The sequence below is a fragment of the Streptomyces sp. WAC04114 genome, assembly GCF_019733245.1.
Classification (GTDB): domain Bacteria; phylum Actinomycetota; class Actinomycetes; order Streptomycetales; family Streptomycetaceae; genus Streptomyces; species Streptomyces massasporeus_A.
Map to the genome: position 1 here is coordinate 1 of NZ_JAIGQA010000081.1, position 19425 is coordinate 19425.

Here is a 19425-nt window from a genome sequence, read left to right on the forward strand (position 1 = left end):
ATGTCGGGTGTGGCGGGCTCGGCGGGGGGCCGGCCGCCGTCCGCGGTAGCTGGCCCGGCGGTGCGCAGACGACTGTCCGCCGTGACGGGTTCCGGACCGCTCACCACGATGCCATCCGCGGTGACGGGCTCCGGGGCGCCTCCGACGGTGCCGTCCGCCGTGATCTGCTTCGAGGTATTCGGGGCGCCGTCAGCCGTGGCCGGCGGCTCCGAGGCACCGACGGTGCTCAAGCCGGTCCTGCCACCGTCGATCCCGTCACCCCTGTCGGGTGCGACGACCGGGCGGGCGGAGGCGGCGCCGTGGCCGGAGGGCAGGGTGAGCGCCGGGCCGGAGAGCGGGACGGCGAGGTCGGTGAAGCCGGACAGCTCGTCCATCTGGTGCGGTATGGCCAGCGGCTCCCCCGCCGGGGAACCGGACAGCACGACCTCGATCGCGATGCCCCGCACACCGGAACCACTCGTCACCGGACGGCTCACCAGCGTCACCCGCCGCCCGTCCGGCAGGGTCACCTCGGCGGCGCCCAACTGCGCCCCGGAGATCAACTCGGCGGCCCTCTCCCGGAGAATCGCCTGGTCACGAGGGTGGAACTCGTCCGCAAGCGCGTCCAGCGCCACACCGCGGCGCGGATCGGTGGCTCCGGCGCCGGCACCCAGGTAGGTCCGCAGCAGGGCCCCCTCACGCGCGGAGCTCTGCCCCAGCAACCGCCGCTCGATGCCCTCGGCCGCCCGGCGGATGGCGACGCCCAGCGCCGGCCGCTCGAAGCCGCGGGGGTAGCCGAGGCACAGGACGCCCTCGATGCGCCCGCTGAGCGGATCACGGACGGGCAGGGCGACGCACGCGCTCTGCTGGGAGCGCTCCGCGAAGTGCTCGGCGCCGTGGACGCGGATGAGCTGCCGCTCCGCGAGGGCCAGCCCGATGCCGTTGGTACCGGCGACCTGCTCGGCGAACACGAACCCCGGGACGACCTGGATGGCCGGGAGGCTTCTGGTCATCGCCGGATCCCCGAAGCGGCGCAGCAGTACCGTCCCGTTAGCGTCGGCGACCGAGATGTTGACCTGGCCGCCGGCGAACGTGGCCTGCAGCCGGTCGAGCACCGGCAGGGCCGCCCGGACGATACGGCCGCCCGGGTCGAAGTCCTCCCGGTAGGGCAGATCGGACGCGTCCGGTGACAGCCCGAGGGACCGGGAGCGTCGCCAGGAGTTCAGGATGGACGTCCGCACGCCCGTCTCGACCGGCTCGCCCTGGAGGAACAGCTCGCGAAGACGGGCGGGTCCCGTGCCGTCCGTCGCACGCCCCGCCGGCCTGGGCTCCTCGCCGGATCGAACCACGCTTCGCCTCACTCGCGCCCGCGACAATCCGCTTCTCCGAAGAGAATCTGGCATTGATGAGAATACGGGCATTAAGGGCAGGCGTCACGGCGCGCCGGGACCGGGCGGGCCCGGCGACCGGCAGGCCGGGCCCGAGGGACCGCGCTCCCCCCAGGAAACTCAGGCGCACCTTCCGCTCCGGGTTGTCCCTGTTGGTGTCCACCAAGCTCCGTTAAGACAACCCGCGGCATAGTCGGGCCTCACCAGGCCCCGTCCTGGTGGGCGGCTCAGCACGCGGGAACCGATAGGCGCCGACGGGTGCTCGACCTGTTGCGGATCAGCCGAATTGCATGTCCGCCCGCTTCACGCCGTCCCGTGATCACACACGAGCGATCATCACTTGCGAGAGGGCGGACCGGGGACGTTCACCACAAGCGCCGCGGCGACTATCTGCGGCGGCTTCGTCGACATCGACTGCTGCCGGTCGAGCAGTGCGAGGCGCTTCCGGAGCCGTACATCGAGCCCGGCAGCCTTGCGGTGGAGGCTCGCGGAGGACTCCTTGGGCTTTTCGCCCCTCCGTTCCTTCTCGGCGGCCGCCACAGCGTCGAGGAGCAGCCGCTCTTTCTCGGAGGTCAGGCGCTTGGTCACCAGTTCACGGGTCCTGACCAGCTCCGCCAGGCGACGGGGCTGGACCTCGGCCAGATACGCGGGGAGCCGGTTGGTGATGATCCAGCTGGTCGCCTTGGCCTCGGCGTCCGCGAGCCAGGGAAGACCGCACGTGATATCGGCCGACGCGCCGTCGGGCGCATCGTCGCAGTCGAGGTAGGGCGCGGGGCCGGCCGGCCGCACTGTGCCACGGCTGTCGACGTTGACGTAGGCGAACCGTCGGTCCACCGACGCACCGGTGGCATCCACGACCTCTTCGACCATCCCGACGAGAAGGTGTGGTTCTTCGAGGGTGGCCGAGACGAGGACGGTGCCCCGGTTGAGTGCACCCTCGAAGGTCTGGATGGTCTCGGCCATGACGGCGTCGTGCAGCGGGTGGCCGGGGACGAGCAGGTCGACGTGGGCACGGGCGTCGGGCCGGACATGGTCGAGGTCGAAGAAGACGTGATCGTAGCTGGTGGCGATGGGCCCGTTGCCTGCCGAACGGACGCCTTGCGGCACGTGGGTTATCTCGTGGCGCCCCTGTTCGCACGCGACGATCCGGCCGCCGAGCCGGGTGAAGGCCCCCTTGAAGACCGACGCGATGTCGTGGGGCTGAAGACGTCGGGCGCGGGCTTCGTCCATCGCGGAACGCAGGGCGCGGAGATCGACGTCCGAGAAGTGCTCCACAGCGAGCGCACGCTCGTCCAGGAGGCCCTTGAGGCCGTCTCCGACGGTGCTGTCGATGACCTCGTACATCCGATTCCTGACAGCCGGCTGCTCACCGTACTGGATGGCGTCCAGGAGCAGGTTCCGCAGCGGGATCTCGGCGAACGCCTGCCCCAGGACGTCGAAGACCTTCCCGCCGTATGTCTCGCGCATCTGGTCGAGCTTCTCCAGCAGGCGTGTGAAGACCTCACCCTCGCGGGTGTTGGAGGCGACGAGGTTCCAGAGCCGGCAGACCTCCTCCTGGCCGATGCGGTGGATGCGGCCGAAGCGCTGCTCGATGCGGTTGGGGTTCCAGGGCAGGTCGTAGTTGACCATCAGATGTGCGGCCTGCAGGTTGAGTCCCTCGCCGGCGGCGTCGGTGGCCAGCAGGATCCGCACATCACGGTTCTTGGTGAACTCCTCGGTGATCTGCCGCCGCTCCGCCCGGTGTACGCCACCGTGAATGGCCCTGACGGCACCGGGCCCGCCCATCAGCGACCCGATCTTGTCCTGCAGGTAGCGCAGGGTGTCGCGGTGCTCGGTGAAGATGATGAGTTTCCGGGGCCGGCCGTTGGCGTCCGTCACCAGCGCGTGGTCCCGGAGAAGGGCGGACAGCTCGGTCCACTTGCGGTCCGTGCCTGCCTCCCGGACCCGCTGCGCCGTCTTCACCAACGCCCTCAGCTCGGTGAGCTCGACGTCGAGTTCCTCGACCGTCTGCGCCGCCGTCGCGGCATCGAGAAGTTCCTCCTCCAGTTCTTCGATCTCTTCGGCATTCAGCTCGTCAGTGTCGAAGTGGGCGGGATCGACGGCGGGCAAGCTCTCGCGATAGGTCCCGTGGAGGATCTCCTGCCTCCTCCGCTCCAGGCGCTCGGTACGCCGCACGAGGCTCCGGTAGATCGCCTCCGGGCTGGAGGCCAGACGTCGCTGCAGGACGGTGAGCGCGAAGCCGACCGTGTTCCTGCGCTTGCCGCCGATGCGGCCGGCGCGGTTCATCCCCTCGCGCACATAGTGGGTGACGTCCTCGTACAGGTCGTACTCGAGAGCCGTGAGCTCGTAGGGAACGGTCTCCGCGACGCGCTCGGGGAAGAGCTTCCTGCCCTCGAAGGTGAGCAGGTCCTCCTTGATCATGCGCCGCATGATCCCGCTGACGTCGGCGCTCCTCTTCTGCCTGCCCTCGAACCGGTCACGGTCCAGCAGAGTGAGGAAGAGCTGGAAGTCCTCCTCCTTCCCCGAGTGCGGGGTCGCCGTCATCAGGAGCAGGTGACGCGTGATCTCGCCGAGGATCTCGCCGAGCTGGAACCGCTTGGTCTTCTCCACCTTGCCACCGAAGAAGTGGGCACCCATGCGGTGCGCCTCGTCGACGACGATCAGGTCCCACTCCGTCTCCTTGAGCTGGGCCTTCAGCTGCTCGTTGCGGGAGAGCTGATCCATGCGGGCGATCAGCATCGGGTGAGTCTCGAAGACGTTGACATGGGGCTGGGAGTCGATGAGCTGGTTCGTGAGCAGGTCGAAACGGAGGCCGAACTTGAAGAAGAGCTCGTCCTGCCATTGATCGACCAGGCCTCCCGGCGCCACGATGAGGCACTGTTTGACGTCATCGCGCAGCAAGAGCTCCTTGATGTAGAGACCAGCCATGATCGTCTTTCCCGCGCCCGGATCGTCGGCGAGCAGGAAGCGCAACGGTGTGCGGGGCAGGAGCTCGCCGTACACGGCGCGGATCTGGTGCGGGAGCGGCTGAACGTCGCTGGTCGCCACGGCGAGCATCGGGTCGAACAGGCCGGCCAGTGACATCCGCTGGGCCTCCGCGGCCAGCCTGAAGTCGCCGGCGGGCGCGTCGAAGGCGCGGCTGCCACTGTGCGCGACGCTCAGCCCGTCCTCGTCCTTGCGGAAGACGATCCGCTGGTCGAGGCCGCCCCCGGCGGTCTTGTAGGTCAGCTCGACCGCGTTCGCACCGTGCCACTGGGCGGCGATGACCGTGACTGCCTCCGCCGGTATGAGTCCGCTGATCCGCAGTCCCGGCTTGAGCTCCTCGAGCAGCACGTACACAACCTCCTGCTTGCCGGCCGGCGAACGCTACTCGGACGTTCCGGCGGTTCCCTGGTCCCGTCGACTTCGTCAACCGGGGTCGCTAATCTTCCCAGAGGTCGTGCGAGTGGCGGGGGCAATGGAGCGAGAAGCACGTCAGCACCTGCGTGGTGTGGTGGAGGAGATCAGCGGGTGGCGCAAGCTCGCGATGCAGATCGTCGAGCAGCGCAAGCCGGTCGAGACAGCGGCGGAGGACGCCGCCAGGCGGCTCCTCGGGCGCGTGACCTCACTCAGGGCAGGGAGCAGCACCGCATGGCGCGTACTGCAGCTCACGCCGTCCGATGCCGACCTGGTGACCTCCCTGGCCCGCCACCAGGCTCTTCCGGAGCTCAGCGCCCTTGTCCAGCAGGGCATCCACCAGTTGACCGGCGACGCCGACCGGGCGCTGACGGCCGTCCGGGCGCTGTTCGGTGCCCGCCGGATGTTCTCGGGCAAGGGCCGCAAGAACGAAGCGGGGCAGGCTGCGGCCTACCTGGTCTCGCTGCACGAGCAGGTTGCGAGCACCCGGCTCGTCACCGAGCTGGAAAACCTGGCAGCTTGGAACAGAAGTGCCTTCCCCTCGGTCGGCCCCCCGGCCGTCCTCGATGACGCCGTGGGCTTCGGCCACCGCCTCGGTGCCCGGGCCGAACTCGTCGAACGGCATGAACTGGACGCCGCCAGGACCGCGCTCGCCGCGATGGACCGGGCCCTGCACAGCGAGACCGAGTTCAGAGCGGCAGTCAGCGCCGCCGGCAATGCCGTACGGCAGGCCGAGGTGCGCAAGCTGCTCACCGAAATGCCCGTCGAGCGGCTCAAGGACGCAACCAGCGGCCGGCTGCGCATCAACGCGCTGACCGGTGCCGGGATTGGGAACGTGCAGCAGGTCCTCGACCAGGCATCACAGATGCGATCGCTTCCCGGAGTCGGTGAGACGACGGGCAACCGGATGGTCGGCGCCGCACGGACCATCTGGCAGACCACGCTGGACGAGATGCCGGTCCGCATCGACATCAAGAACCGGTCCCAGGCCACCACGAAGCTCCTCACGGCGCTGCGGACGTGGGACGCGGCACGCTCGATCCGGAGCGCGACAGCGGACCTCGACGCCGCCGACGCGGTACGACCGCTCCTCCAGGGTCTGGATTCCCGAGCCTCCCATGTCGTTCTCGTCCCCCAGGCCCGGACCGTAGCCGAGTTGCGTTCCGCGCTGGCGGCCGTCGAGCGCCGCGGGGCGGGACTCGACGGTGGGACTGACGTCGCAGGCGGTGATCCGTGGGATGACTTCAGCGCCCGGCCGGCCGATTACTACGCGATGCTCGCCGAGCTCGGATTCCTGGCGGATGATGCCGAGAAAAGCCAAGGGGACCTGCCGGCCGAGGTAGTCACCGCGGTCAGGGAACTCAAGCTCGACACCAGCCATCTCAAGGCGTCCCTCCGCGGGTACCAGTCATTCGGAGCACGTTTCGCGATCGTGCAGCGGAAGGTCATCATCGGCGACGAGATGGGCCTGGGGAAAACGGTCGAGTCACTCGCCGTGCTCGCTCACTTGCACGCCAAGGGCTCCTCCCATTTCCTGGTGGTGTGTCCCGCCGCCGTTGTGACCAACTGGGTGCGCGAAGTCCGGGCGAAATCCGATCTGCGCGCGTACCGCCTGCACGGGCCGGGGCGCGACGACGCGCTGAAGTCCTGGATCCGCAACGGCGGAGTCGCGGTCACCACCTACGACACCCTCGGCTGGATGGAGGGGCGGATACCCGAACGCGTCGCACCCGCATGCCTGGTGTTCGACGAAGCGCACTACATCAAGAATCCGGATGCCCGGCGCACCCAACGTTCCACGGCCCTCATCCACGCATCGGAGCGAGCAGTCCTTCTGACCGGCACCCCGCTGGAGAACAGGATCGAGGAATTCCGTAATCTCGTCGGCTACCTCCGGCCGGATCTTTCGATCAGTGCCTCGGAGCTCGCTCCTCGCCAGTTCCGGAAGCAGGTAGCCCCGGCTTACCTGCGGCGCAACCAGGAAGATGTCCTCACCGAGCTCCCGGAGCGGGTCGAGGTCGACGAGTGGATGCCGATGTCCAGCGCCGACGAGCAGCGCTACCGAGCGGCTGTCATCGAAGGCAATTTCGCGGCCATGCGCCAGGCCGCTCTGCTCGCCGGCGTCAGGTCCGGGAAGATGCAGCGCCTCATCGACATCGTCCAGGAGGCGGAGGACAACGGGCGCAAGGTGCTGGTCTTCTCGTACTTCCGTCATGTTCTTGACGAAGTGACGGCGGTCCTCCCGGGGAAGGTCTTCGGGCCCCTGACCGGTTCCGTACCCGCCGCGAAGCGGCAGAGCATGGTCGACGAGTTCTCCCAGGCCCCCGACGGGGCCGTCCTCGTCGCCCAGATCGTGGCGGGCGGCGTCGGTCTGAACATCCAGGCGGCATCGGTCGTCGTGATCTGCGAGCCCCAGCTCAAGCCGACGACCGAATGGCAGGCAATCGGCCGCTCCCACAGGATGGGGCAGCTGGAGTCGGTACAGGTGCACCGTCTGCTCTCCGAAGAAGGCGTCGACCAACGCATCATCGAGATACTGGCGCGCAAGAATCAACTCTTCGCGGAGTTCGCCCGCGTTTCCGAAACCGCCGACAGTGCCCCGGAAGCGTTCGACATCACGGACGCTGAGCTGGCACGGGAAATCGTGGCGGCCGAGCGCGAACGCCTGCTCACTGGCGGCTGTCGGACGCGAGACACAGAGCCGAATACGTCCGGTCGAAGCTCGACTGAGACACCGTGACGACCTTTCCTCTCGTGCCTGTGCCGTTGTCACACCTGCTCTCCTGGGTGGTAATCCCGGAACAAACAACTCGCCCTGCTGCACAATCCGGACCCTCCCGGGGAGCACGCCTGTCCGTACCCTGCCCAGGGCCGTGACCAACTGCACGTCCAGTCAGCGTTCCATGAGCATGGCAAGTCAGACGCTCGACAAGAGGGAGAGGACCAGCCGGGAAGTCGCGCGAGCTGTCGTCATGGGTCGACCACGGGGATACGCCCTTGTTGCGCGAACTCATGCAGAGCAGGAACAGGCAGAAGCCGGGTGCCCACCGTGGTGGTACTTTCACCGAACCATCGACCATGAGGAGAACAGGGTGGGGAATCTCGGCGGTTACCAGTGGATAACGACCGCCGCGAAGCGAGTCGGTGGCCCAAGTATGCTGCTCGCCGGTGTTGGCGTGCTCGGCTACCTGGCCGGACGTAGTGTCGAGGCCGGTGGAACTGCGGCGTATAAGAAGCTGCGGAGCGTGTCCGAGGAGATCAAGTCAACGTCCGGCGAGGTCTTCACCGTGACCGCCGACGGCGACGACGGCAACGGTCTGACGCTCCGTGCCGGCGACGAGATCCGAGTGCTCAAGGATATCGGCGAGGCCGTCCTCATCGAGGTGATCGGCGGCCAGGACAACCCCTACATGGCCTCACCGACCTTCCTGGCCTCTGTCTGCAACTGGAACAGCAATAGGGCCTGACTGCGAGGCCTAGCGAGCCAGCTCGAGGACACCCCACAACAGCCTCTCCATTGCCAGCCCGTCAGCGCGCTTGGGATCAGCATCTTGCCTCTGCCATGACCGTCCCCGGCGTCGCGCTCCGTGGGGAGAGCTCACCCTCGACCTCCTCCGCCGTAGTCGCGCGCACGGTGACAACGCTCTGATCATTTCCTGGGCTTGTGAAGTTTAGTGGCGGGGATGCGTCTTCTACCCATCTCTATGATCAGGCCGGCGGCCTTGAATGCGAGGTTGAGGGCAACGGTCTCGGGAACCTGCTGGTTGGGGCCCAGATGTCCGGCGATGTAGTCACCCATCCGTACATCCGGGCCCAAGACCGAAGGGCCCATCGCAAGGGATGGGTTCCTGAGACCCGCCGACTGCGTCGATCCGGATCGTAGCCTCCGTGCGAGTCGATCTCACCAGCCGGGTCACCTGATGGCCCACCAAAAGGCGACGGTCCTGGGCATAGTTCCGGCAAACTTCGACCAGTCAGCCGTCCATCGACCGGCTACCGAGTTGTCCAGCAGCAGCTCGACCGGCTGTTGGAGCAGGAGGCCGTACCCAAGTCCTACGAGCCGATGCCCGCGGGCAGAGGCCCAGGTCGAGCAGCGCATCCTCCGCGCGGGCGTGAGCTCCGGGTGTCTGGACGACTTCCTCACCGGCCACGTCCCTGGGACCGAAGTTCACCTCGGCATGTCTCGCCGCCTGTTCTTCTCCTGCAAGCGCCCCCATCAAGGGATCTGTTCATCGCGCGGCGAACCTCAGGGCTTCGCGCCAAGGAGCTGCAGCCTGGTACCGAGCACATCAGCGAGGCAGACCAGGAAGATCAGCGCCCCACCCACCGGCGAATCTTTCACGGGCACCAGGAAGAAGCCTGCCCACGTCTTCGCCCGCCGCTCCGCGACGCCTACGAACAGGTCTCGACAAGGGAGTGAAGCGATCTTCTGCACCGCCACCAGGAGCCGCAGCTCGGACTCAGGGGAGACAACGATCTCTTCGAAGCCGCGACGCCCGAGACGTGGCCGTCAGCCAGCACAATCTGCCTCCGAGCCGCACCTGAGCAAGGCGACTGCCCCAGATCGTTTGGGAGATGCGCTTCAGTGAGGTCTCGACTTCGGCAGCCAGGTCATCCGCAACCGTTCGCACCCCGGCAGCAGTGAGCCACCCTGCTGCGCCTTCGCCGCGAAGAACGGCTCACGCGGCTCTGGCCTGAACCGGGCACGTTTTTCGCTTGGTGCGGCCGGAGATCACTCCTACAGTCACGGATGTCGCGGAATTACCCGAGGAACGACAGCCGGACCTGGCGGTTGGGATTATCCCTGTTCGTATCCACCAGGCACACCGACTGCCACGTACCGAGCTCCAGCCGCCCGCCCACCACCGGCAGGGTCGCGTGGGGCGGGACGAGGGCGGGCAGAACGTGGTCGCGGCCGTGGCCGGGGCTGCCGTGCCGGTGCTGCCAGCGGTCGTCGGCGGGCAGCAGGGTGTGCAGCGTGGCCAGGAGGTCGTCATCGCTGCCGGCGCCGGTCTCCAGGACGGCGATGCCGGCCGTGGCGTGCGGGACGAAGACGTTGAGGAGGCCGTCGCGGCCGCCCGCCGTCTCGCGCAGGAAGGACTCGCAGTCACCGGTGATGTCGAGGACCTTCTCCGCGGCACCGGTGCTGACGTCGAGAACTCGGGTGGTGAAGACATCTGACATGCCCCCATCCTGACGCACGCGCCGGGCTCCTCCGGGGCACGCCGGGCCGGTGGCGATACGGACGTCCCACTGATCGAGACGCCGTTGACCGTGCGCATGCCAACTAGGTTCGGCCGCATGTTGCGTTCAGCCCTGCTCACCACGCGCGGTCACATCGACCTGCTGCGGGTGGCCTCCGCCGCGTGTCGCCGCGGCTGCTGACGCCCTCCCCCCACTTCACGGCTTCCCTGCCTCCGTTCCGCCTGCCCGGCGATCGCCCGATCGATCCTGAATCGCTCTGGTTTCGGCCTCGGCGCGCCCTTCCACCGGGTCGTGAGGCAGCGGCGGGGCCCCCGCCGACTCGCAGGGGCCCCGCCATCGGGCCCCTGCCCCGCCGACGGGACAGGGCCCCGCGCGTCACGGCCTGGTGACGACCGAGCCGTCGTAGACGTTGTCCGGGGTCGCGACCGCCGTGATCGCCCGGGCGAGCAGCGTCGACGGTTCCTGGCCGTCGACGACGACATCCGTGTTGATCATGATGACCAGGGTGGCCTTCTGCGAGGGCAGGTAGACGGTCACGGTCTCGTAACCCGGGATCGAGCCGTTGTGGCCGATCCAGCCGTTGGTCTCGAAGATGCCGAGGCCGTAGTCGGTGCCGGGGTAGCCGATCGGCAGCACCTTCAGGCGCTGCTCCTGGGTCTTCGGGCTGAGCAGTTCCCCGGTGGCGACGACCTTCGCCCAGCGGCGCAGGTCGTGCAGGTCCGAGATCATCGCCCCGGCCGCCCAGGCCCAGCTGGGGTTCCAGTCGGTGACGTCCTCGACCTCGCCGCTGAGCGTCTGGTCGGTGTAGCCGCGCGGGTGCGGCTCGGGGAACTCGTCGTCCTGCGGGAACAGGGTGTGGCGCAGACCGGCCGGCCGCAGCACCCGCTCGTGGAGGACGTCGGCGAGCTTGCGGCCGGTGACCTTCTCGATCACCAGGCCCAGCAGGACGAGATTGCTGTTGGAGTACTGGAAGTCCTCGCCCGGCCCGAAGGTGTTGGCGTGCCGGAAGCCGTAGGTGAGGACCTCGCGGGGGTTGAAGTACCGCTCGGGGTCGCTCAGCAGGTCGTGGATGAAGTCGGCGTCGGCAGTGTACGGGTACAGGCCGCTGCGCATGCCGGCGAGTTGGCGCAGGGTGATGCGATGGCCGTTCGGCACGCCCCTGACGTACTTCGCGATCGGGTCGTCCAGCCCGATCCGGCCGTCGTCCACGAGCTGGAGCAGCGCCGTGACCGTGAAGGTCTTGGTCTCGCTGCCGATCCGCACGGAGGAGTCGGCGGTCATCGGCAGGCGGGTGACGGTGTCGGCCACGCCGGTCGCGCGGACGTAGTTCCCCCTGCCCGGCATCCACAGCCCGACGACGACACCGGGGATGCCCGCCTGCTCGCGGACCTCCGTGACGGCCCGGTCGAGCCGCTCGGTGAGCTCGCGTCCGAGGCCGTGCCGCGGGGAGTCACCGCGGTCACCGTGGTCGTGGCGGGCGGCGCCGGGGGCCGGGGCGGCCACGGCGGGCAGCACCGCCGTCGGGGCCAGCACGGACGCCACGAGCAGCGCTGCGGCGAACAGACGGCGGGAGGGAGTACGTCGCATCGGGGGCGCCTCTTCCGGAGGGGGCGGGACGAACGAACATCACCACCGTCACCGGCGCCGGGGACCGCCTTGCGGTTCGAGCGGGGAGGAGTCCACTCGTTCGGAGCCACGCCCACGGCCGCCGGGGAGATCCGTCCTGGGAAGATCCACGGCCCCGTCCCGGTTAGTAGAAGTGTGAACAACACGCGCGAGGTCGAGGTAGTCGTCATAGGCGCTGGTCAGGCCGGTCTGGCAGGCGCCTATCACCTGCGGCGGTCCGGTTTCGAGCCGGGCCGCGACTTCGTGGTGCTGGACCACTCCCCCGGCCCCGGGGGCGCCTGGCAGTTCCGCTGGCCGTCGCTGACGTACGGCAAGGTGCACGGGATGCACGCCCTGCCGGGCATGGAGCTCGGGGGCGCGGACCCGGAGCGGCCGTCCGCCGAGGTGATCAGGGAGTACTTCGACCGCTACGAGCGGACCTTCGACCTGCGGGTCAGGCGCCCGGTGGACGTACGGGCCGTGCGCGAGGGGTCCGGCGGGCGACTGCTCGTGGAGACCTCGGACGGTGTGTGGTCCACCCGGGCGCTGATCAACGCGACCGGCACCTGGGACCGGCCGTTCTGGCCTCGCTACCCGGGCCAGGAGACCTTCCGGGGGCGGCAGTTGCACACCGCGCAGTACGCCGTGCCCGAGGAGTTCGCCGGGCAGCGGGTCGTGGTCGTGGGCGGCGGCGCCTCGGGCACCCAGCACCTGCTGGAGATCGCCTCGTACGCGGCGGCCACCACCTGGGTGACGCGACGCCCTCCGGTCTTCCGCGAGGGCCCCTTCGACGAGGACGCCGGCCGCGCGGCGGTGGCACTCGTCGAGGAGCGGGTACGGCAGGGCCTGCCGCCCCGCAGCGTCGTCTCGGTCACCGGGCTGCCGCTCAACGACGCGATCCGGCAGGGCATCGAGGACGGGGTGCTCGACCGGCAGCCGATGTTCGACCGCGTCACGCCCACGGGGGTGGACTGGGAGGACGGCCGCCACATCGACGCCGACGTCATCCTCTGGGCCACCGGCTTCCGCGCCGCCATCGACCACCTCGCGCCACTGCGGCTGCGCGCCCCGGGCGGCGGCATCCGCATGGAAGGCACGCACGCGGCCGCGGACCCCCGTATCCATCTGGTCGGCTACGGACCGTCGGCCAGCACCATCGGCGCCAACCGCGCCGGCCGCGCGGCCGTGCGGGACATCCGGCGGTTGCTGGAGCGGGAGCCGGCCGCTGCGTGACGCGGGGGCGGGGCCCGCCGGGGCCTCAGCCGGCCGTCTTCGCCCCGGTCTCCTTCTTCTTGGCCTGCGCGTTGAACTCCGCTACGTTGCGCTGGTGTTCCTGGTAGTCCGCCGTGAAGCGGGTGTCGCCCGGGCGGACCGTGACGAAGTACAGCCAGTTGCCCGGGGGCGGGTTGATGGCCGCGCGCATCGCCTCCTCGCCGGGGTTGGCGATGGGCGTGGGCGGCAGTCCCATGCGCTGGTACGAGTTGTAGGGGCTCTCGATCCGGGTGTCGTTCTCGGTCGTACGGAGGGTGGAACGGTTGAGCGCGTAGTTGATGGTGGAGTCCATCTGCAGCGGCATGCCGCGCTCGAGCCGGTTGAAGATCACCCGGGCCACCTTGCCCATGTCGGCCCTGGTGGCCGCCTCGGCCTGGACGATGCTCGCGATGGTGACGGCCTGATACACGTTCATGGCGTTGCGCTGCGCCCCGGCGGCGATGGGCGCGCCGTTGAACTTCGCGTTCGCGGTGTCGACCATCAGCGCGAGGAGCTTGTCCGGCGTGGTCTTCTCCTGGAGCGGATAGGTGGCCGGGAAGAGGTAGCCCTCCGGATTGCCCTCGGCGTCGTTCGGCAGTTTCAGGACGGCCTTGTCCAGGGACTTCTTCGTGCTGCCGGCGGGCAGGGCGAGGGCCTTGTCGACGGCCGCGTACACCTGGCTCGCGCGCCATCCCTCGGGAACCGCCAGGGTCGTGGGCCGGCTCTCCTCCTCGTCCCCCAGGGTCAGCAGCGGCACCGCCACGGCGGTACCGACCACGACGGCTCCGGTCGCGACCAGGGCGATGCGGCCCCTGCGCGTCAGTCGAATCGTGCTCCGTGGCGGAGTGTTCTTCTGCATGCGGGCACGGTAACCCGCATATCGTCACAAACCCGGCATATTTTCAGCTTGTCGGTTCCAGTTGAGCGTCCCGGCGTACCAGCGCCGCGTACCGGCCGCCCTCCTCCAGGAGCTCCTCGTGCGTGCCGCGTTCGACCGCGCGGCCCGAGTCGAGGACCACGATCTGGTCGGCGCCGCGCACGGTGGACAGCCGGTGGGCGATGGTGAGGGTGGTGCGGTTGGCCGACAGGGCGTCGATGGCGTCCTGGACGGCGGCCTCGGTCCGGGTGTCCAGCGCGCTGGTGGCCTCGTCGAGGATGAGCACCGGCGGGTCGCGCAGGATGGTGCGGGCGATGGCCAGGCGCTGCTTCTCCCCGCCGGAGAAGCGGTGGCCGCGCTCGCCCACGACGGTGTCGTAACCGTCGGGCAGGGCCGCGATGTGGTCGTGGATCTGGGCGGCCTTCGCCGCCTGGTGCAGTTCCTCGTCGGTGGCGTCGGGCTTGGCGAAGCGCAGGTTCTCGGCGACCGAGGCGTGGAAGAGGTAGGTCTCCTGCGAGACGACGCCGACCGCCCGCGCCAGGGTGTCGAAGTCGAGGTCGCGGACGTCGGCCCCGTCGAGGGTGACGCGGCCGCCGGTGACGTCGTAGAGACGGGGCACCAGATAGCCCAGCGTGGACTTGCCGGCGCCGGTGGAGCCGACGAGGGCGAGGCTGCTGCCCGCCGGGACGGTGAGGTCGATGCCGTCGAGGACCGGGCCGCCCTTGTCGTCGTAGCCGAACGAGACGTTCTCGAAGCGGACCTCTCCCTTGATGCGGTCGAGGTGCACCGGGTCGGGACGCTCGGTGATGTCGATCGGCAGGTCGAGGTACTCGAAGATGCGCTGGAAGAGGGCGAGCGAGGTCTGGATCTGCACTCCGGTCGACAGCAGGCTCACGGCGGGGCGGAACAGGCCCTGCTGGAGCGAGACGAAGGCGACGATCGTGCCGATGGAGACCTCCGGGCCGCCCAGTTGGAGGGCCATGCCGGCGGTCCAGTAGATGACGGCGGGCAGGGCGGCCATGACGATCGTGATGACGGCCATGCGCCACCGGCCCGCCATGTTCGAGCGCACCTCCAGGTCGACGAGTTCCTCGGACTCGTCGGAGAAGGACTTCGTCAGCGAGTCGGAGCGGCCCATGGTGCGGCCCAGCAGGATGCCGCTGACGGAGAGCGACTCGGTGACGGTGGCGGCCATGGCGGCCATCTGCTTCTGGCGCTGGGTGGTGATCTTGCGTCGTTCGTTGCCGACGCGGCGGCTGATCCACACGAACACCGGCAGCAACAGCAGGGAGACGACCGTCAGGCGCCAGTCGAGGGCGATCATCGCGACGATGGTGGCGACCACGCTGGTGACGTTGGAGACCAGGGAGGTCGCGGTGGAGGTGACGGTGGCCTGCATGCCGCCGATGTCGTTGGCGATGCGGGACTGCACCTCGCCCGTGCGGGTGCGCGTGAAGAAGGCGAGGGACATGCGCTGGAGCCGGCCGTAGACGGCGGTGCGCAGATCGTGCATGACGCGCTGGCCGACCGTCGTCGAGATCAGGGTCTGGAGGACTCCGAAGACGCTGGTCAGAACGGCACTGAGGATCATGCCCAGGGCGAGGAGGCTGAGCAGGCCCGTGCGCCCCTCGGGGATCGCGACGTCGAGGATCTCCTTCAGCAGGAAGGGCGTGGCGACCGAGACCAGCGACGCGGCGCCGACCAGCAGGCCGACGACCGCGAGGCGACCCCGGTAGGGGCGAAAGAGGCCGAGGATGCGGCGGACCTGCCGGGGCTGCTCCTTGGAGTCGGCCGGCGGCGTCCACGGGGCTTCACGGGGATGCATGGGCTCCTACGAGGGATGCGGCGGATCGGATCACAGCTCATTGTTACCTATACTCACAATGAACTGCATCCTGATATTGTTCCCACATGACCATGCCCGACCCCGACGGCCTGCTCGCCGAGCAGTTGCTGCGGCTCACACGCCGGGTGCACCGCATCCAGAAACGCCATCTGGAGCACCGCGACCTCGGCATCACACCGGCCCAGTCCCGGCTGCTGCGCACGCTGGCGCACTGGGGCTCGCCGCCGCGCATGGCCGACCTGGCCGAGCGGCTCGAGGTGGTACCGCGGGCCGTGACGACGCTGGTCGACGGTCTGGAGGCGAGCGGCAAGGTGCGTCGGGTTCCGGATCCGGCGAACCGGCGGGTGATCCGCATCGAGCTCACGGACGACGGCCGGGGCGCGCTGCGCGAGCTGCGGGCGGCGCGCAGATCGGCCGCGGAGGAGATCCTCGCGCCGCTGACGGGGGATCAGCGGGAGACGCTCGGTGGGTTGCTGAACACCCTGATCGACGGAACGCCGGCAGGGCCCTGCTGACGGGCCGGAACACGACAGTGGGCCGCGGCCTCCGCTCGTCCTGTCGGAGCGGAGGCCGCGGCCCACTGTCGGTTTCCGGTCAACCGGCTTCGGAAGCGGGCTCCTTGAGCTGTTCGAGCTCCTTGGGCTTCTGAGCCGGGATGCCCGGCGCCGGCGCCTCGATGCCGGTCTCGCCGCCGGGGCCCCTTCCAGCACTGGCGCCCTTCTCACCGCCGGCGTCCTTCCCAGGGGCGAGGCCCTTCTCAGCGCCGACGCCCTTCTCTCCGTCGTCCGGGGTGGAGGTGTCCTCCCCGTCGAGCGCCCTCCTCGCCCGGTCGGTGTCCAGGGCCCCCTCCCAGCGGGACACCGCGAAGACGGCGACGCAGTTGCCGAGCAGGTTCGTGACGACACGCATCGAGTCCATGATGCGGTCCACGCCGAGCAGCAGCGCGACCGCTCCGGCGGGGATCGCCCCCAGGGACGAGGCGGTCGCGGACAGGGCGAGGAACGCCGAGCCGGGGATGCCCGCCATGCCCTTGCTGGTCAGCATCAGCACCAGGACGACGGTGATCTGCTGACCGAGGCTCAGGTCCACACCCACCGCCTGGGCGACGAACAGCGTGCCGATGGACAGGTAGAGCGAGGCGCCGTCGAGGTTGAAGGAGTAGCCGGTGGGGAGCACCAGCCCCACGGCGTCGTCGCGGGCACCCGCCCGGCGCAGCTTCTGCATCACACGCGGCATGACCGACTCGGTGGACGCGGTGCCGAGCGCGAGCAGCATCTCCTCGCGGATGTAGCGCAGGAACTTCCAGAGGCTGAGGCCGGTCACCAGCTTCAGCGCGACGGCCAGCAGCACGACGAACAGCGCCGCAGCCAGGTAGCAGAGCACGATGAGCTTGGCGTACGTCCGCATCACGCCCAGGCCGTAGTTGCCGACCAGGTGGGCCATCGCGCCGAACACCGCGAGCGGGGCCAGCCGCATGATGAAGCCGACCACCGCGAAGATGATGTCCTGGGCCTGCTCGATCGCGGGCAGGATCTTCGGCACCTTGGTGTGCCCGAGGTGCAGCAGGGCGGCGCCCACCAGGCAGGCCAGGATGAGGACTTGGAGCAGTTCGTTCTCGGCGAAGGCTCCGAGGAAACTCTGCGGCAGCGCGTTGAGGACGAACTCGGTCGTCGTGGGGAGGTGGCCCCCGCCCGTCGTCTCCTCGACCGCCGCGGCGTCGAGCGAGGAGGGGTCGACGTTCATGCCCCTGCCCGGGCCGACGACATTGGCGGAGACGAGACCGATGGCCAGGGCGGCCGTCGAGGCGATCTCGAACCAGATGAGGGCCTTGACCCCGATCCGGCCGAACGCCTTCAGATCACCAGCCTTGGCGATGCCCACGACGACCACGCAGAACACCAGGGGCGAGATCACGGTCTTGATGAGCCGGGTGAAACCGTCGCCGAGCGGCTGGAGGGCCGTCGCCGTGTCCGGCCAGAGCTTTCCGACGACGATTCCGAGGACGAGCGCGCAGGTGACCTGCGCGAAAAGCGAAGTGCGTAGAGTGCGTGCGACGCGTCGCGGTAGGGACGGTACGGACGGGGGCACGAAGCCTCCTAGGGGACGGGGCGCACAGAAGCCGGACGGGACTTCTGCGATGCGGAAAGCGGCTTCCGTTTCCGACCACTCTGGAGTCCGTCTTGATCGCGCACAAGACCGCAACGTTTCGGCCCAGTAAAAGTGCCATAAGTGACACACGTCACACGCACCCCACCGCTCACCTCAGCACCGGCTGCGGTCCTCGGTGAGCATCCCCTGCACGGTGGTCAAGGTCCGGTCGTGGCAACCGCGTGAGCCGTACAGCCGGTAGCGCTCACTCGTGGTGCCGACCGCGTGGCGCTGGTCGCGCGGCACGTTCGCCGTGTACGTCGCATCGCCCGTATAGGAGTTGTCGAGCCGCGACCACGCGGTGCGCCGTCCGCCGCGCGTGTCGACGACCGTCGCGCGGTCGCCGAGGGTCAGCACGGTGCGCAGGCGGTCGCCCGCACCGAGGGTGGTCGTGCCGTCCATCGTGTAGGCGCGGTGGGTCCGGGTGGTGCGCCCGCCGACGGTCACCGACTCGTCGTCCGTCCAGGCGGCTCGGAGCGCGTCATGCGTCTCGCCGTCGTTCCAGCGGTGCGTGGACGTGTTGGCGAGCGAGCGGCTGACGGTGGTGTTCACGCGGCCGTGCGAGGTGTCGACGTAGCCGCCGACGGTCAGCCGGTGGGCGCCGTCGGTGTCGACCCGATGCTCCGAACCGGGCGTGTATGCAGACGAGTCGGTGAGGTCGCCCGCCTTGTGCACGGTGAGCTTCCCGGTGACCCGTGCGCGCCGCTCGTCCTGCTGGACGAGGACGTTCACGGGGGTGCTCCAACCGGTCTGCCCCTCGGGTACGCCGACGACCGAGACCTCGACACGGTGCGGGCGGCCGTCGTTGAGGATCCCGGCGAAGGGGGTGAGGTCGTAGGTGATGGGCTTGATGTCGAAGGCGCGCGGGCCCGGGATCACGTACCAGAGGAACGGGTTGGACCAGCCTCCGGTCCACACCGTCGGGAACGGGGCGGCGATGCCGGCGAGCCTGCCGTCCACGCTGATCTGCACCTCCCGGTAGGGGCCTTGACCGGCCTTGCAGGAGTAGGGCGCCGGATCGGGCACCGTCAGGTACCAGTACTCCTCACAACCGCCGCCGGAGCCGGTCGCGTACACCTCGGCGACGATGCGCTCGCTGTTGCGCGGGGTGGTGAGGGCCGAGTCACCGTCGAGGGTGAGGATCCGGTCGGGGGTCCCGTCGTCGGGGCGGCCCGGGTAGAACGTCAGCGTGACCTTGACGTCCAGGACGCCCGTGTAGGTGTCGTCGACGACGTTCCCGATGAGCATCTCGACGTCCCGGCCCGTGCGGAAGGTGTCGCTGTAGCGGGTGACGTCCTTCTCCACGGACCACTCGATGCCGTCCGGCGAGGGCTGCGGCGTCGACGTCCGGAGGATCTCGACCCCGCCCACGCGGAGGTAGCCGAGCCGGTCGTACTGGCGTCCCTCGACCTTGCCGTCGAGCCGCAGCACCACCTTGCCCCAGCGGTCGCCGCAGCCCTCCGGCGGTGTGTACGTGCCCCGATACGGGGTGAAGTCACGGAACTTCGCCTGGGCCAGGGTGACTTCGCAGGACTTTCCGGAGGGCCGTTCCACCGGCGGTGCCGCCGTGACCGGGTCGTGCCAGTCGGTGCCGAACTCGGCGGGGACACCGGCGGCCGGGGCCGGGACGTCGGCCGCCCCGGCGGGACCGGTGCCGAGGAGGGTGCCGGCCAGGAGGGTCGCTCCGGCGAGCATGGACATGACGATCCGTCTCTTCATGGGCGGTGTTC

At 69.3% G+C, this 19425-nt stretch carries 13 protein-coding genes and 1 pseudogene; 5 read left to right on the forward strand and 9 right to left on the reverse strand.

Translation table 11 applies throughout. The annotated features are described in order from the left end of the window. Nucleotides 1-1328 (reverse strand): annotated as a pseudogene (locus K4G64_RS21195) (GAF domain-containing protein); the annotation flags it as partial. A 375-nt stretch (nucleotides 1329-1703) separates the two neighbouring features. Then, complete coding sequence (locus tag K4G64_RS21200; protein WP_308122448.1) at nucleotides 1704-4700, reverse strand: helicase-related protein; 2997 nt, start codon at nucleotides 4698-4700, stop codon at nucleotides 1704-1706. Nucleotides 4701-4860: 160 nt separating this feature from the next. On the opposite strand from K4G64_RS21200, the gene K4G64_RS21205 reads away from it, so the two are divergent. Together K4G64_RS21205 and K4G64_RS21210 are read left to right on the forward strand one after the other, a co-directional pair. Beyond that, nucleotides 4861-7503 carry a DEAD/DEAH box helicase gene (locus tag K4G64_RS21205; RefSeq protein WP_308122449.1) on the forward strand — a complete coding sequence of 881 codons (2643 nt, stop codon included), beginning with the start codon at nucleotides 4861-4863 and terminating at the stop codon, nucleotides 7501-7503. 163 nt (nucleotides 7504-7666) lie between these two features. Beyond that, the gene (locus K4G64_RS21210) at nucleotides 7667-8230 is read left to right on the forward strand and encodes a hypothetical protein (protein WP_260460745.1); all 564 of its coding nucleotides are present in this window, start codon (nucleotides 7667-7669) and stop codon (nucleotides 8228-8230) included. A 779-nt stretch (nucleotides 8231-9009) separates the two neighbouring features. On the opposite strand, the gene K4G64_RS21215 is transcribed toward K4G64_RS21210, so the two are convergent. Beyond that, the gene (locus K4G64_RS21215; protein ID WP_221757598.1) at nucleotides 9010-9204 is read right to left on the reverse strand and encodes a hypothetical protein; all 195 of its coding nucleotides are present in this window, start codon (nucleotides 9202-9204) and stop codon (nucleotides 9010-9012) included. Between the two features lie 320 nt (nucleotides 9205-9524). Further along, the gene (locus tag K4G64_RS21220) at nucleotides 9525-9947 is read right to left on the reverse strand and encodes a secondary thiamine-phosphate synthase enzyme YjbQ (protein ID WP_221757599.1); all 423 of its coding nucleotides are present in this window, start codon (nucleotides 9945-9947) and stop codon (nucleotides 9525-9527) included. A 117-nt stretch (nucleotides 9948-10064) separates the two neighbouring features. Between K4G64_RS21220 and K4G64_RS41460 the strand changes: the two genes are divergently transcribed. Beyond that, nucleotides 10065-10148 (forward strand): putative leader peptide, encoded by an 84-nt coding sequence (locus K4G64_RS41460; protein WP_349817350.1) that lies wholly within the window; start codon nucleotides 10065-10067, stop codon nucleotides 10146-10148. 195 nt (nucleotides 10149-10343) lie between these two features. Here K4G64_RS41460 and K4G64_RS21225 read toward each other — a convergent pair whose 3' ends face one another. After that, the gene (locus K4G64_RS21225; protein WP_221757600.1) at nucleotides 10344-11555 is read right to left on the reverse strand and encodes a serine hydrolase; all 1212 of its coding nucleotides are present in this window, start codon (nucleotides 11553-11555) and stop codon (nucleotides 10344-10346) included. A 174-nt stretch (nucleotides 11556-11729) separates the two neighbouring features. Here K4G64_RS21225 and K4G64_RS21230 point away from each other — a divergent pair, with 174 nt between their 5' ends. Next, nucleotides 11730-12806, forward strand: coding sequence for an NAD(P)-binding domain-containing protein (locus K4G64_RS21230; protein ID WP_221757601.1), 1077 nt, complete (start codon nucleotides 11730-11732; stop codon nucleotides 12804-12806). 25 nt (nucleotides 12807-12831) lie between these two features. Here the strand turns inward: K4G64_RS21230 and mltG are convergent, their stop codons facing one another. Continuing rightward, the gene (gene mltG / locus K4G64_RS21235; protein WP_221757602.1) at nucleotides 12832-13683 is read right to left on the reverse strand and encodes an endolytic transglycosylase MltG; all 852 of its coding nucleotides are present in this window, start codon (nucleotides 13681-13683) and stop codon (nucleotides 12832-12834) included. Nucleotides 13684-13726: 43 nt separating this feature from the next. Then, nucleotides 13727-15526: an ABC transporter ATP-binding protein gene (locus K4G64_RS21240; RefSeq protein WP_221757603.1), complete on the reverse strand. Its 1800-nt coding sequence runs from the start codon at nucleotides 15524-15526 to the stop codon at nucleotides 13727-13729. Nucleotides 15527-15612: 86 nt separating this feature from the next. Between K4G64_RS21240 and K4G64_RS21245 the strand changes: the two genes are divergently transcribed. Next, the gene (locus tag K4G64_RS21245) at nucleotides 15613-16062 is read left to right on the forward strand and encodes a MarR family winged helix-turn-helix transcriptional regulator (RefSeq protein WP_221757604.1); all 450 of its coding nucleotides are present in this window, start codon (nucleotides 15613-15615) and stop codon (nucleotides 16060-16062) included. A gap of 79 nt (nucleotides 16063-16141) precedes the next feature. Here the strand turns inward: K4G64_RS21245 and K4G64_RS21250 are convergent, their stop codons facing one another. Further along, nucleotides 16142-17635, reverse strand: coding sequence for a cation:dicarboxylate symporter family transporter (locus K4G64_RS21250; protein WP_221757605.1), 1494 nt, complete (start codon nucleotides 17633-17635; stop codon nucleotides 16142-16144). Nucleotides 17636-17809: 174 nt separating this feature from the next. Further along, on the reverse strand, nucleotides 17810-19414 hold the full coding sequence (locus tag K4G64_RS21255) for a peptide-N4-asparagine amidase (protein WP_221757606.1): 1605 nt from the start codon (nucleotides 19412-19414) through the stop codon (nucleotides 17810-17812). Nucleotides 19415-19425 lie beyond the last annotated feature (11 nt).